The 13,278-nt window shown below is 51.8% G+C and carries 16 protein-coding genes; 4 read left to right on the top strand and 12 right to left on the bottom strand.

Going from position 1 to position 13,278, the window contains the following annotated elements; genetic code table 11:
- The first annotated feature begins 184 nt into the window (after positions 1-184).
- Entirely contained in the window at positions 185-493 is a 309-nt protein-coding gene (locus ACJY2G_RS06915) for a hypothetical protein (protein WP_430320707.1), read from the top strand.
- 660 nt (positions 494-1,153) lie between these two features.
- Here ACJY2G_RS06915 and ACJY2G_RS06920 read toward each other — a convergent pair.
- The 12 genes from ACJY2G_RS06920 to cueO form a co-directional block, all read right to left on the bottom strand.
- Positions 1,154-1,642: a DUF2778 domain-containing protein gene (locus tag ACJY2G_RS06920; RefSeq protein WP_120349670.1), complete on the bottom strand. Its 489-nt coding sequence runs from the start codon at positions 1,640-1,642 to the stop codon at positions 1,154-1,156.
- A complete protein-coding gene (locus tag ACJY2G_RS06925; protein ID WP_047607110.1) occupies positions 1,643-2,134 on the bottom strand; it encodes an Hcp family type VI secretion system effector in 492 nt (163 codons plus the stop codon).
- A gap of 169 nt (positions 2,135-2,303) precedes the next feature.
- Positions 2,304-2,801, bottom strand: coding sequence for a hypothetical protein (locus tag ACJY2G_RS06930; protein WP_430320708.1), 498 nt, complete (start codon positions 2,799-2,801; stop codon positions 2,304-2,306).
- A 341-nt stretch (positions 2,802-3,142) separates the two neighbouring features.
- Positions 3,143-3,679: a hypoxanthine phosphoribosyltransferase gene (hpt, locus tag ACJY2G_RS06935; protein ID WP_101075215.1), complete on the bottom strand. Its 537-nt coding sequence runs from the start codon at positions 3,677-3,679 to the stop codon at positions 3,143-3,145.
- A 111-nt stretch (positions 3,680-3,790) separates the two neighbouring features.
- Entirely contained in the window at positions 3,791-4,756 is a 966-nt protein-coding gene (gutQ, locus tag ACJY2G_RS06940) for an arabinose-5-phosphate isomerase GutQ (RefSeq protein ID WP_113876377.1), read from the bottom strand.
- Positions 4,749-5,522, bottom strand: a complete 774-nt coding sequence (gene srlR / locus ACJY2G_RS06945; protein WP_112286898.1) for a glucitol operon DNA-binding transcriptional repressor SrlR — start codon at positions 5,520-5,522, stop codon at positions 4,749-4,751. Before srlR ends, gutQ begins: the two co-directional genes overlap by 8 nt.
- 79 nt (positions 5,523-5,601) lie before the next feature.
- Entirely contained in the window at positions 5,602-5,964 is a 363-nt protein-coding gene (gutM, locus tag ACJY2G_RS06950; protein WP_113876376.1) for a transcriptional regulator GutM, read from the bottom strand.
- An 85-nt stretch (positions 5,965-6,049) separates the two neighbouring features.
- A complete protein-coding gene (srlD, locus tag ACJY2G_RS06955; protein ID WP_113876375.1) occupies positions 6,050-6,829 on the bottom strand; it encodes a sorbitol-6-phosphate dehydrogenase in 780 nt (259 codons plus the stop codon).
- 22 nt (positions 6,830-6,851) lie between these two features.
- Positions 6,852-7,214: a PTS glucitol/sorbitol transporter subunit IIA gene (gene srlB / locus ACJY2G_RS06960; protein WP_112286901.1), complete on the bottom strand. Its 363-nt coding sequence runs from the start codon at positions 7,212-7,214 to the stop codon at positions 6,852-6,854.
- Between the two features lie 9 nt (positions 7,215-7,223).
- Positions 7,224-8,213, bottom strand: a complete 990-nt coding sequence (gene srlE / locus ACJY2G_RS06965; protein WP_129639743.1) for a PTS glucitol/sorbitol transporter subunit IIB — start codon at positions 8,211-8,213, stop codon at positions 7,224-7,226.
- 48 nt (positions 8,214-8,261) lie between these two features.
- Complete coding sequence (gene srlA / locus ACJY2G_RS06970) at positions 8,262-8,810, bottom strand: PTS glucitol/sorbitol transporter subunit IIC (protein ID WP_112286903.1); 549 nt, start codon at positions 8,808-8,810, stop codon at positions 8,262-8,264.
- 262 nt (positions 8,811-9,072) lie between these two features.
- Positions 9,073-10,677 carry a multicopper oxidase CueO gene (cueO, locus tag ACJY2G_RS06975; protein WP_430320710.1) on the bottom strand — a complete coding sequence of 535 codons (1,605 nt, stop codon included), beginning with the start codon at positions 10,675-10,677 and terminating at the stop codon, positions 9,073-9,075.
- 209 nt (positions 10,678-10,886) lie between these two features.
- On the opposite strand from cueO, the gene ACJY2G_RS06980 reads away from it, so the two are divergent.
- The 3 genes from ACJY2G_RS06980 (at position 10,887) to speD (ending at position 13,132) form a co-directional block, all read left to right on the top strand.
- Entirely contained in the window at positions 10,887-11,234 is a 348-nt protein-coding gene (locus tag ACJY2G_RS06980) for a YacC family pilotin-like protein (protein WP_095924682.1), read from the top strand.
- A gap of 199 nt (positions 11,235-11,433) precedes the next feature.
- A complete protein-coding gene (speE, locus tag ACJY2G_RS06985; protein ID WP_112286905.1) occupies positions 11,434-12,309 on the top strand; it encodes a polyamine aminopropyltransferase in 876 nt (291 codons plus the stop codon).
- Between the two features lie 28 nt (positions 12,310-12,337).
- Positions 12,338-13,132, top strand: coding sequence for an adenosylmethionine decarboxylase (gene speD, locus ACJY2G_RS06990; protein ID WP_112286906.1), 795 nt, complete (start codon positions 12,338-12,340; stop codon positions 13,130-13,132).
- Positions 13,133-13,278 lie beyond the last annotated feature (146 nt).

Consider the following 13,278-nt stretch of genomic DNA (forward strand, 5'->3'; position numbering starts at 1 on the left):
GGAAAGGAACCAATTAGAACCGAAAGGTTCCCCCCTAAAGAACAGCGGGCGGCAGCTTAAGAATACCCCGCTTAGCAGCGGTATTCTTTCGGGCGAGTTTCCTGTCATCAGGACTGGTGAATAAAAAAACGGCCTCCAAATCTGAAGGCCGTTTTTTAATTAACTGCTGTATAGGGCGTAGCCGATGACGTCAGTTCTGGCGTACATGACTGCCCAGGTAAGCGCTAATGTTCCTGGTGACGATCAGACTGTCCGCGTAGCACGTCGCGTTGCAAATGAGCTGAATGCATATGATGAAGAAGTGGGAAAGGTTGTGGGCTTTTTCGCGCCCCACCTCGGCGAATCATATGTAGATGAAATGCGCACCACTCAATGGCGCATCGTTGCTTCTGCCGTTGATTCTGAGGTTTTGACCGCAAAAAGCGCCTCCGGCGCGCCTCGGAGTCCTGTCAATAACTGTGGGTTCGATGGAATCAAACAGGCTACAAATTAGCGTGGTCGTCAGGTTGAGAGCACCGCTACACCATTCAGTTCTGGCAATCTGCGAGTTATTGACTGGACAGACACCGCCTCCGTGAGGGCGATTGTGGCGCGCATTAGGGAGGAAACACCGAGAGTCAGCAAGGCGCAGCGAAGTTTTGACCCAACGAAAGCCCGGGATGTTGCTCCTTCGGCAAGACTGACGGCAGAGGAACGGGCGCGATTGCCTGAGATTGGACGGGAATTGATGAAAAACGGCATCACTGCGCATCGCTGGGAGCTGGAGGCATTAAGCCGCGGGGCTACGTTGAAAGTAGGTGATACAGAAATACATTTCGGAATGGTTGAGGATTGGCCGGAGTTTAGCTAAAAGAGACGCCCTGGTGGGCGTTGTATTCTAATTGCTGAGTATTTTAGTCTGATGATCTTAAATGTCGTCGGATATAAATGCGACACAGCAGGATTACCAGAATAGATATTAAACCTGAAATAATTAGTGAGGCATCGACATAAAGGTCTAGCGTTCCTTCTATGTCATGTACTCCCCAAAATTGAGCGAAACCTTCTATCTGTTCACCTGTAGCATAGCTGTCAATCACTTGGGTAAAGAAGGTCACCAGTATGCAGAACGCCACAAAGTAGCCCAATGCGGCAAAAAAATACTTAACCCACCTCATCCGAGTGTAACTCTAATCGTACCGTGTGCCTTGAGCGAAGACCCAGGTACACCGATCATTGAGGTACCCAGCAATGCAGTCCGAAGATAATCAAAATCGGATTGTGATGTCATGGTAATACAGCCCTCACTGAGTCCTTGTGGTCCGATTGGATGAAGCCGAAAACTTCCACGTTTAACTCCTTCAATAAAAGTTTCATCGTTTATCTTTCCGTCATCGCGATAGAGCCCAAACCATGTTTCTCTGTCAGTGCCGTAACCATATTTAAGGACAGCATTTCGTATACCGCCTAAGCGCCCCCCCGAAACGCGGCTGACAATAAAGTAACGCCCTGTAGGAAGTGGTCCCAGATCAGCGATATTAGTTAATGTCGGGTTATTTCGACCAACTAACTGGCCTGAGAAGGCAGGGAAATTGCCGACACCAGCACAACTCAGAATTGATGTTTCCATTCCATTCAACACATAGCTGCAGGTGATAGCCATTTAAGCTGTCACTCTCTCATTCCAGGCGTCCGCAAAAATTACGTTGCCGTCACAATATTTCCATGTGATTTTTTCATAGCGAAGCTCAACACTTTCGTTGTGGTTATGCTTTTCGAAGGCTGGGTTTTTGATATGGTGCATTGTTGGGCAGATTGATACAATTTTAACGCCTTCGAGATACATGTTGAAGTACTCAACTTCCTGGCCTGCATCGTTGATTTTGTACCATTTAAATTCGGCAGATTGGAGAGTTTGGCCGGTGGCGGTTGCTTTGTAGAGATAAGGGCTGGAGCTGTCGAATTCTTTCTCAAAACCTAATGCCGCATGTATACGTGTGCCGGTGATCTTGCCTGTAGCCCCGTCAGTTGGAAGATGCAGAGAGTGCCCGAAACCTTGAATCTCAATTGAACCTTCACGTCCATTCACATCGACAGATCCTTTAATATCTGCTCCGCCGTCATCCTTCAACCATAAATACGCTGGTATAGCCATTGTTAACAACTCCTTATGTTTTGTAGGGAAAACATACGCCCAAAAAACCACTTAAACAATATGGACTTTTACCTCAAGGCAGGGATTGTCTTATTTGCAGGAGAAGCATTCAGGTGGCAGATGATTTCTACACATAACATTCATAAATATATAAACAGGAATGCCCATATTAGTTATCCTCAACAAATCCGTTTGATTGACCAATAGTCTTAACAATAGTATCGATACACGCTTTACTGTTCGGAACCTTATAAAGAGCCTGAATTGCATCAACGACATATTGGTTAAATTCCGGTTCTTTGATGCTATAAAAGGGTAAAGCACATACATTATCGGTACTGAAGGGTAAAGCCCCACCTTTAAGAAGGGAGAGCACACCTGCGGGATTATGTGGAATTGCCGTGGCAGCGGCAGTAGCAAGCGACTCCGCTGAATCAGCATCACTACCGGGCGCTAATAATGCAGCCACGTCCAGCCAGTTTTGTTCACCACTGCCTATTTTAGTCAGCACATACAGCCATTGGGATTCGCCATCTTTGTACAAATCGGTGATAACAACTCTGGCGCCCTGAGTTTTGATCTGCTGAGTTAACTCCACGGGTGTTATTTGGGTCGTGGCGGCGGCTGAAAAAGAAAGTAAAAGCAAAAGAGAGAGTACAATTTTCATTTGACCACCAAAATCATGTCGCCACGGTGTAATGAGCTATGGTGACCTTTTTATATAAGTCTGTTAGATAATTATTGACTAAACGGACCAGCCAATCTCATTTAATGAAGCCAGAAAAAAATACCCTCAATAAATCATTCAAACAATGCAGGTTTATCACATATTCTAAATAAAAAAACGGCCTCCAAATCTGTAGGCCGTTTTAATTAACTGCTGTGTGAGGCGTAGCCGATGACGTCAGTTCTGGCGCGCCCAGCGCTGAGCATCCGCAGTGGACATAAAGTCCATGAGGAATGCGAGCACTGCCCGCGGCGGAAATGGCTAAATCGGGTAGCTATTCACTACTCGTCCAGCATCACAACCTTGCCGACGTACGGCAGATGACGATAACGCTGGGCGTAGTCGATGCCGTAACCGACAACGAATTCGTCGGGGATCGGGAAGCCGACGTATTCAACTTTAACGTCAACTTCGCGGCGTTCCGGTTTATCCAGCAGGGTGCAAATGGCCAGAGATTTCGGGCCGCGCAGTTGCAGGATTTCACGCACTTTGCTCAGCGTATTGCCGGAATCGATGATGTCTTCGACGATCAAGACATCTTTACCACGAATGTCTTCGTCGAGATCTTTAAGGATCTTCACGTCGCGGGTGGTGGACATGCCGTTGCCGTAGCTTGAGGCGGTCATGAAGTCCACTTCGTGCGGTACATCCACGGCGCGACACAGGTCAGCCATGAACATGAACGAACCGCGCAGCAATCCAACCAGCACCATTTCGCTGCCGCTGTCGCGGTAGTGTTCGGTGATTTCACGGCCCAACTCGGCAATTCGGGTTTTGACTTCCTGTTCGGAAATCATGACGTCAACGCGATGTTTCATATAAAGACTAACCACCTGATTTAAGAATATTTATCGCTGCTTTTTAGGAAAGCAGCGACCATATAGTGGAAAGGATTATATCAAAGAACCCGCCGGGGAGTAACGCCGGTGTCAGCCAATACCGGCCTGATGCAGGTCATGCAGGTTGATCGCACCGACCAGCACGCCTTCGCTATCGACCACCGGCGCGGCGCTGATATTTTGCTGATGCAGGGCTTCGAGTGCCTCGCCTGCCCGCCATTGTGCCGGAAGCTGATAACCGGGACGACTCATGGCATCGGCCAGCGGGTCGTGCAGGCTGTGGCCTTTGACCAGCCAGCGACGTAAATCGCCATCGGTGAACACGCCAACCACATGCAGGCTGGCGTCGCATACCGCAATCAGCCCCAGGCCGGTGCGGCTCAGTTCCAGCATCGCGTCCATGACATTTTTCTGACTGTCGACCACCGGCAGACGATCGCCGGAACGCATCAGATGATGCACGCGATTCAGCAAACGCGCCCCCAGACTGCCGCCAGGGTGTGAACGGGCGAAGTCTTCCGCGCCAAAACCACGGTGTCGCATCAGCGCCATCGCCAGCGCATCGCCCATCATTAAGGTATTTACCGCGCTCGAGGTCGGTGCCAGTCCCATCGGGCAGGCTTCGCGCTCAACGCTGATATCCAGCACACAATCGGCTGCCAGCGCCAGCGGCGAATCTTTGCCGCCGGTGATGGCAATCAGACGAGTTTGGTTTTCTTTTAACAATGGCAGGATCAGATCCAGCTCTTTTGCCCGGCCGGAATAGGAAATAAAAATCATCACGTCTTCACTGCCGATCATGCCCAGATCGCCGTGCAGCGCTTCGGCGGGATGCACAAAGAACGCCGGTGTGCCGGTGCTGGCCAGTGAGGCCGCAATTTTCTTACCGATATGACCGGATTTTCCCATACCGGAAATGACGGCTTTGCCGCTACAGTTCAGCAATAAGCGGCAGGCGCAGAGGAAATTATCATCCAGCCGCGTCAGTAACCGGCGGGCTTCTTCTATTTCAATCTCAAGCGTTTCACGTGCGTAATTTAGTAATGCGTCACTCATCGTCTTCCCCGACTAAAATAATGCGGATCCCCAACTTTTCGATAGCATCACGATATTGCTGGCTTAACCCGCTGTCCGTGATCAGCGTATCGACCTTGCTTAAATGGCACACCACATTCGGGCTTTTACGGCCAAATTTTGACGAATCCACCAGCAGGAAAAGACGTTCAGCCGCTTTACACATCGCCTGACTGACGCCGTGAACTTCGTTGAATGTGGTGACACCGCCATCGAGATCAACGCCATCAGCGCCGATAAACAGCTTATCGAAGTTGAATTTATCAAAGGCACTTTCGGCAAGGCTGCCGTGGAAGGAAGACGATTTTTTGCGGTATGTGCCGCCCGGCATCAGGATTGTCTGGTCGTTATCCAGCTCCACCAGCGCATTGACGATATGCAGGCTGTTGGTCATGACAGTGATGTTATTGAACTGACTCAGGAAAGGCACCATCTGCATCACGGTACTGCCCGCATCGAAAATCAGCGAGTCGCCGTCCTGAATTTCCTGAATGGCCGCGCGGGCGATGCGCAGTTTTTTGCCGGTATTGATGTGTGTTTTACGATCAATAGGCTGATCACCTTCCTCGCGACTCAGCACCACGCCGCCGTAAGTGCGGATCACTGCGCCCTCTTCTTCCAGCAGGGTGAGATCTTTACGAATAGTGGTGCCGGTTGTGGCGAAATGCGCGGCGAGATCGTCCACCGCCGTCTTTCCAAATTGCTGCAAGTGCTCCAGTATCGCCGCCTGCCGTTGCTTAGGTTTCATCACGATTTTCGCTCAAATTTTAAGATAAATTCACTGCCATCATTCTTTTTGAAAGATAATAGCTTTTAAAGTGAAAATATCATGATTTCGGTTCAATCGCTAATGATAGTGCAGTTTGAATATTCGGATCTTTCGGGAAGATCACACCTGTCATCAATTGTTCCCGGCTCATGCCATTAAGCGATGAAACCGGCTGAGGGCTGGCAAAAATCGTCAGGCCGCGCAGTAAAAATCCGTCACAGACTTTTTCCTGTTGATCGAAAGCCAGCGCCAGCACCACTCTCGGTTTGAAACGTCCGCCGGAACGCCCGACGCCCACATTGCCCTGCAAACACAACTTGTCGAATGCCCGGTTAAAGCGCTGCAACTGCCACCAGCCCAGCGCGATTTGCGCCACCCAGGCCAGCACCGCACAGAGGATTAATGCCGAAGTCGGGGTCATCTTTTCTCCTTAACATGACTTTCTGAGTAACATGATTTGCTCATTAAAATAGTCATCCGCCCCTGCAAAACAGGGGCGGATGGCATCAGAACATCACCTGACCACCGGTGATATTGATCGACTGACCGGTGCAATATGAAGCTTTATCGCTGGCGTAAAACAGCAGCATATCCAGCACATCCTGATAGTCGCACCCGCGTTTCAGCGGCACTTTATCAATGTAATATTGCTCGACTTCATCGGCCTTAATGCCAAGCTTTTTGGCGTACTGCGGCAATAATGACTGGAACATCGGCGATTTGAGCAAATTACCCAGCATCAGTGAATGCACGGTGATGCCATATTCCGCCAGATCCAGCGCCAGAGACTGCGTCAGCCCGACGCCGCCGAATTTTGCCGCGCTGTAACCGGCATTATGTTTGCTGCCCACTTTGCCGGATTTAGAGTTGATCTGGATAATCCGTCCCGGAATACGGTCGCGGATCATCAGACGGGAAAACTCACGGGCACAGAGGAAATACCCCACCAGATTGACCTGCAGTGAGAGATCAAAGTCGTTGAGAGCGAAGTCGGTGATCGGCGATGCTTTCGCCATTCCCGCGCTGTACACCAGCAAACTGACCCTGCCAAACGTCTGATCCACCGCTTTCGCCAGTTGCTCTACGCTGGCCTCATTCGTGGCATCGACCGTAAATCCGAATGCCCGATCCTCACCAAACTGCTGGTTAATCTGTTCTGCCACCGACGCGGCATTCTTCTCATTGAGATCCGCCACCGCCACGCGATAGCCGGATTCAGCCAGCCCCTGACAGAGAAATGCGCCCAGCGTCTGTCCCCCGCCGATCACGACTGCAACCTGTTCCATAACTGACTCCTGATTCTGATAGTTAATCGATAAATTTCAATACGCTGCCCAGCGGAATATCGTCGGGCGTGGTGCCTTTTACATGGACGCTGCCGGGGAATTCAGCCTCGGCACTGCCGTCAAAACGCAGGGTGATATGCCCCAGCTCGCGCAGGTTTTGCATCGCCACGTCGCCCACGGCGGTCACCGGATATCGCACATCGGCAAGTTCCATGTAAGCGCCGCGGTGCAATTCCCCTTCGGTTTTCCCGTGCTGATGAATGAAGCAATAGTCCTGAATGTCTGCCGGTGCGCCTTCACGGAAGGTGATCAGCATCTGGTCGGTCAGCGCCTCACGCGCGAAGTCGCCGATTTGCGTGATAGTGGTCTGATAAATGGTTTGCACGATGACTCCTTACTGATAGATGAAAGCGGAAGCGGCCCAGGCGATAAGTACCGTCGGTGCGCCGGTCAGAAAACGGCTGACCAGCACCGAGGGCACGCCAACACGCACGGTGTCCTGTTTGGCTTCGGCCAGCGACAATCCGACGGGAATGAAATCGCAGGCCGCCTGAGCGTTGATGGCGAAAAGTGCAGGCAGCGCCAGATGTGGCGGGATATTGCCCAGCCCGATCTGCACACCCACCAGCACACCGATAACCTGCGCAATGACCGCGCCGGGGCCGAGGAAAGGAGATAGCAGCGGGAAGGAACAGATCAGCGCCAGCATCACCAGCCCGACCGGGCTTTTCGCCAGCGGCGTCAGCCCGTGCGCCACCAGATCCCCCAGCCCGGAGGCCATAATGATGCCGATCAGCGCCGCCACGAACGCCATAAATGGCAGGATGGTTTTAAGTACGGTATCAATCGTGTCGCGTCCGGCCTGGAACAACACGGCGACGCCGGAGCCCATACCCATACCGACTTTCGCCAGCAGGCCGTCGCTCTGTTCGGTGATTTTTTTGGTGGTGTCGTAGTCGCGCCCTGCCGCAGACGCAGCCGGTTTCGGCGTCGTCGTTACCGGTTCCGCGGCGTCTGTGCTTTCAATAACAATGTCATTCTCGCGGACACCGGAAACGTAAATGTCTTCGGTAATAAACTGCGCCAGCGGGCCGGACTTGCCGGTCGAATGGATGTTTATGGTCGGGATGCGCCGTTTAGGATAAATGCCGCAGCGCAGCGTGCCGCCGCAGTCGATAACCGCCACACCGATTTCTTCCGCAGGAGGTTCGCCTTCTTTAAAACCATCCACCGTTTCCCAGCCGGTCAGTTCCGCCAGCTTGTCGACAATCGCCGGGCGCGTGCCCGCCGTGATATACACCACTTTTTTGCCGGGCACCGCGTCAATCAACAGCGGACCACCCCAGCCACCTTCACCCCGGTTAATACGGATCGTAACGCTCATTTTCTGCTCCGGTTTTTAGAATTGGATTTTGAATAGACTGGAACCTGCCTACAGCTGCACCTGACGATCCAGCTGAATGCCCATCTTGCGTTCGAAGATGCGAGTGGTGAGATCCGTTATCCAGCCGCGGAAGAAATTGGTCACCATACCGACCAGGAAATAACTGACGGCCAGCGGTCCGAGCGGCAGTCCCAGCGTGGTCAGCCCGCTGGCAACGCCGAGATACACAAACAGTTCGCCGGGGTTGATGTGCGGGAAGAGACCGTTCATGGAATGGCAGCTGTAAGAGCCAGCGGCGTAATAGCTGGGTTTGTAGATTTCGGGCATAAAGCGCCCGAGGCTGAGGGTCATCGGGTTGCAGAAAACAAAGGTGCCAATCACCGGCAGCAGCAGGTAGCGCGAAATCGGATTGCCAGCACAGCGCTGTGCCAGACGTTCGATTCGCCGTTGTCCGACAAAAACAATCAGCGCGTTCATGACTACCAGCAAACTGATTAAGAGAGGCAGGATGCCGGTGACCATCCCGACAAACACCTCACCGCCTTTTTGAAACAGGCCGATAAACCACTCGGCACCGTGCGTTATTACATCAATCATCATCTTCTCCTGTAGGGGATCGTGGGTTTACGCTTTCATGTTTTGTTACTCCACGCTGAAAATATAATCATTATGAATTTATATTAATTATATATTGATCACATTTTGAAAGTTTAACCTTTCAATTTGAAAGATTGATAATCAAGAGGCATTACAGGAAGAAGAAGGGAGCAGGAAGAAAGAGGGGTGAGACTGACCGGAGGAACGTCTCAGGCCAGCTTATTTTTAGAAACTTTTAAGAAACTACAGAAAGTAAAACCCGTTACGCCGACACCGTAAATCCAAGCATCATGCCGGTATCTTCATGTTCCAGCAGATGACAGTGCGCCATATAAGCATGTTGTTTATTGGCCAGATGGTTGAAGCGGACCAGAACTTCACTGCGGGCACCCTCAACGCGCACGATATCTTTCCAGCCCTGCCGGTGCGGCGGCACAGGCTGACCATTTTCAGAAAGAATACGGAACTGCGTGCCGTGGATATGGAAAGGATGCAGCATCATGTCGCCCTCGCCGGAAATAGTCCATTTTTCGTACTGGCCTTGTTTCACATCGAAAGCGGGCACATTCATGTCATAGGCTTTGCCGTTAATTTTGTTGCCCTGCATGAAGTCGTAACCGGCGGACGATTTGCTCATATCCATACCCGCCATGCTGCCGTGACCGTCATGTTCTGAACCCGACATGCCCGGCATTGCTGCCATATCGCCGCCGCCATGATCCATGCTCATGCCAGCCATCGCATTGTGGCCATAGCGTTTCATCAGCGCCGCCATACCCTGCTGGTCCAGTTGCGGATCCATCATCAGTTGCAGCCAGCGGGTTGGCAGATTATCGACGGACACCAGCGCAGGCAGCGGCACCAGCGTGTCCGGCAGAGAACTGCCGCTTTGCGTCAGCGTCGGCTGAATACGCAGCACCGGCAACGGTTTGTCGAACGGTGCCAGCGTCATACCCATCTGTTTCACCGGCAGCGTAACCAGATCAAAGGCTTTGCCGTCGCTGCAATCAATCAGCACTTCAAAACGTTCGCCCATCAGCAAGGATAAATCGCTGACTTTCACCGGTTCAGGCAGGAAACCGCCGTCGCTGGCGATGACGTACATTGGCCGCTGGTCACTGGTGGCGATGTGCAGCGAGCGCGCATTACAGCCATTGAGCAGACGAAAACGCATCCAGCCGCGGGAAATACCGTGCTGCGGATAAACTGCGCCGTTGGTCAGCATATGTTGCCCGAACCAGCCGACAGCCGCGGTCATCACGTCCATCTGATAATCTATCTGTCCGGCGTCGTTCAGGCGTTTATCCTGCAAAATGACCGGAATATCATCCACGCCCCAGCGTTTCGGGATCTGCAACAGGTCGCTGGCTTCATCTTCAATCAGCACCATACCGGCCAGACCCATCGCCACCTGATAACCGCTGGTCTGATGCGGATGCGGATGGAACCAGCAGGTCGACGCTGGCTGATCGAGTGTGAAACTGACTTTTCTTTTCTGACCCGGAGCGATCAGTGCCTGAGGGCCACCATCGACGTCACCGGGGATTTCCAGCCCGTGCCAGTGAACGGTGCTGGCAACATCCAGACGGTTATTAACGGTGACATCGACCTGTTTGCCGCGACGGATACGCAGCGCCGGGCCGAGAAGATTACCGTTAACGCCCCAGGTTTCGGTGTTAACACCGGGCAAAAACTGGCTCTGACCGCGCTGCAACGTCAGCATAATAGCGTTGCGGATATCCGGTTCCAGCAGCGCAGGAATGGGCAATGCAGGGCGGTCTGCGGCGAGCGCGAAGCGGCTCCAGCCGGGCAGCGTACTGGCGGCCCCCATCAGGGTTGTCCATTTTACGAAATCACGACGGTTCATTTTTCAGTCCTTATGAGGGCAATTGCCAGACGGATGGCGTGAGCGTGCCATAATAGTACGACAGCCTAACCCTTCCCCTAAGGGGAAGGTCAAGCGGCTCAGCGGGAAAAGAAATTTGGTGCCGCTCAGTGCAAATATGGTAACGTCCTTTTAACTGTTTGTGAGCCAAGTCTTTCTGACTTTCTATCTAAAAGAACAAGAACACGCCGATGAAAAAAACAACATTGTGTTTACTATTACTGTCGCTGCTTGGCTTCTCGTCCGCCAGTCAGGCGCTGAGTGAATCAGAAGCGGAAGATCTGGCGGACCTGACTGCCGTTTTCGTTTATCTGAAAAACAACTGCGGTTACGAACAGCTGCCGAATACCCAAATCAAACGGGCGATCGTGTTTTTCGCCCAACAAAACCGCTGGGATCTGAGCAATTACAACAGCTTTAATATGCAGTCGATGGGCGAAGACAGCTACCGCGATCTGAGCGGGATTGCCGTCCCTAAACCGACCAAATGCAAATCTCTGGCGCGTGATTCCCTGAGTCTGCTGGCCTACACCAACTAATTTTTAAGCCTGTTTACGCGCTTTGCGCTCCGTCATTTTGTTGCCGGAGCCGCTTCCCCTTCCCTCTGTTACCCGTACCACGTTTGCCTCAGCTACACTTAACCTAAACGGGTTTGTCTGAAACCGTGCATGGACCGGCAGAGTTAGCTATCATGTGCGCCCATTTTTATGGCTGCGATTGATCAGGAGAAACCACAACATGTCCCAGAGCTCGTCATCCAAAGAAATATGGTATGAGACGCTGCACGCCCATTTTGGCCAGTACTTCAGCGTCGATAAAGAGTTATACCGAGACAAAACCGAGCATCAGGATCTGGTGATTTTCGAGAATGCCGCGCTGGGTCGCGTGATGGCGCTCGACGGCGTGGTGCAAACCACTGAGCGTGATGAATTCATCTATCACGAAATGCTGACCCATGTGCCGTTGTTCGCCCACGGCAACGCGAAAAAGGTGCTGATCATTGGCGGCGGCGACGGCGCAATGCTGCGCGAAGTGTGCCGCCACAAAGGTGTGGAATCGGTGACGATGGTGGAAATTGATGCCGGCGTAGTGGAGTTTTGCCGCCAGTATCTGCCAAACCATAATGCCGGTGCCTATGACGATCCGCGTTTCAACCTGGTGATCGACGACGGTGTGAACTTCGTTAATCAGACCGCTGAAACCTATGATGTGATCATCTCCGATTGCACCGATCCGATCGGTCCCGGTGAAAGTCTGTTTACGTCGGCGTTCTACGAAGGCTGTGCCCGTTGTCTCAAACCGGGCGGCATTTTCGTGGCACAAAATGGCGTGTGCTTCCTCCAGCAGGATGAAGCGGTCAACAGCCACACCAAACTGAGCCACTATTTCAGTGATGTCAGTTTCTATCAGGCCGCGATCCCGACCTATTATGGCGGCATCATGACCTTTGCCTGGGCGACCAACAGCCCGGAATATCGCCAGATCGACAGCGCAACCTTGCAGGCGCGTTTTGACGCCGCAGATATCACCTGTCGTTATTACAATCCGGCGATTCATCACGGCAGCTTTGCCCTGCCACAATATTTACTGAATGCCCTGTCAGCCGCGCGCTGATACTGCATCCATAAGGGGGTGAACTAAATTGCAAAAGCTGAAACTGCATGGCTTCAACAACCTGACCAAAAGCCTGAGTTTTTGTATCTACGATATCTGCTACGCCAAAACCGCAGACGATCGTGATGGCTACATTGCCTACATTGACAAAGAATATAACGCTAACCGCTTGACGGAGATCCTCACCGAAACCTGCTCGATCATCGGTGCCAATATCCTCAACGTGGCGCGACAGGATTACGAACCACAGGGCGCCAGCGTCACGATTTTAGTGAGCGAAGAGCCGATGGATCCGCGTGATGTCGATAACACAGAACATCCGGGTCCGTTGCCGAATTCCGTGGTCGCACATCTGGATAAAAGCCATATCTGCGTGCATACCTATCCGGAAAGCCATCCCGAAGGCGGCCTGTGTACTTTCCGCGCTGATATTGAAGTCTCGACCTGTGGCGTAATTTCACCGCTGAAAGCGCTGAACTATCTGATCCATCAGCTCGAATCCGACATCGTCACCATCGATTACCGCGTTCGTGGTTTTACCCGCGACGTGAACGGCGTGAAACACTACATCGACCATTCCATTAACTCGATTCAGAACTTCATGTCGCAGGATATGAAAGCGCTGTACGACATGATGGACGTCAACGTGTATCAGGAAAATATCTTCCACACCAAGATGTTGCTGAAAGAGTTCGATCTCAAACATTATCTTTTCAATGCCAAACCGGATGAACTGAGCGCGCAGGAGCGTAAGGAAATCACCGATTTGCTGTACAAAGAAATGCAGGAAATCTATTACGGTCGCAATCTGCCGTCAGTCTGATCAGGGCTGAATAAAGAAAAGGCCGGACATGAGTAAAATGTCCGGCCTTTTTTTGTATAGACAAATTCTGATATTGAATATTCTCCCGACTGAAACTCAATAAGCATCACTTAAGTAAAATAACTTCGCCTGTATAAGAACCGGCT

This window comes from Rahnella sp. ATs2 (assembly GCF_051851855.1).
GTDB classification, from domain to species: domain Bacteria; phylum Pseudomonadota; class Gammaproteobacteria; order Enterobacterales; family Enterobacteriaceae; genus Rahnella; species Rahnella variigena.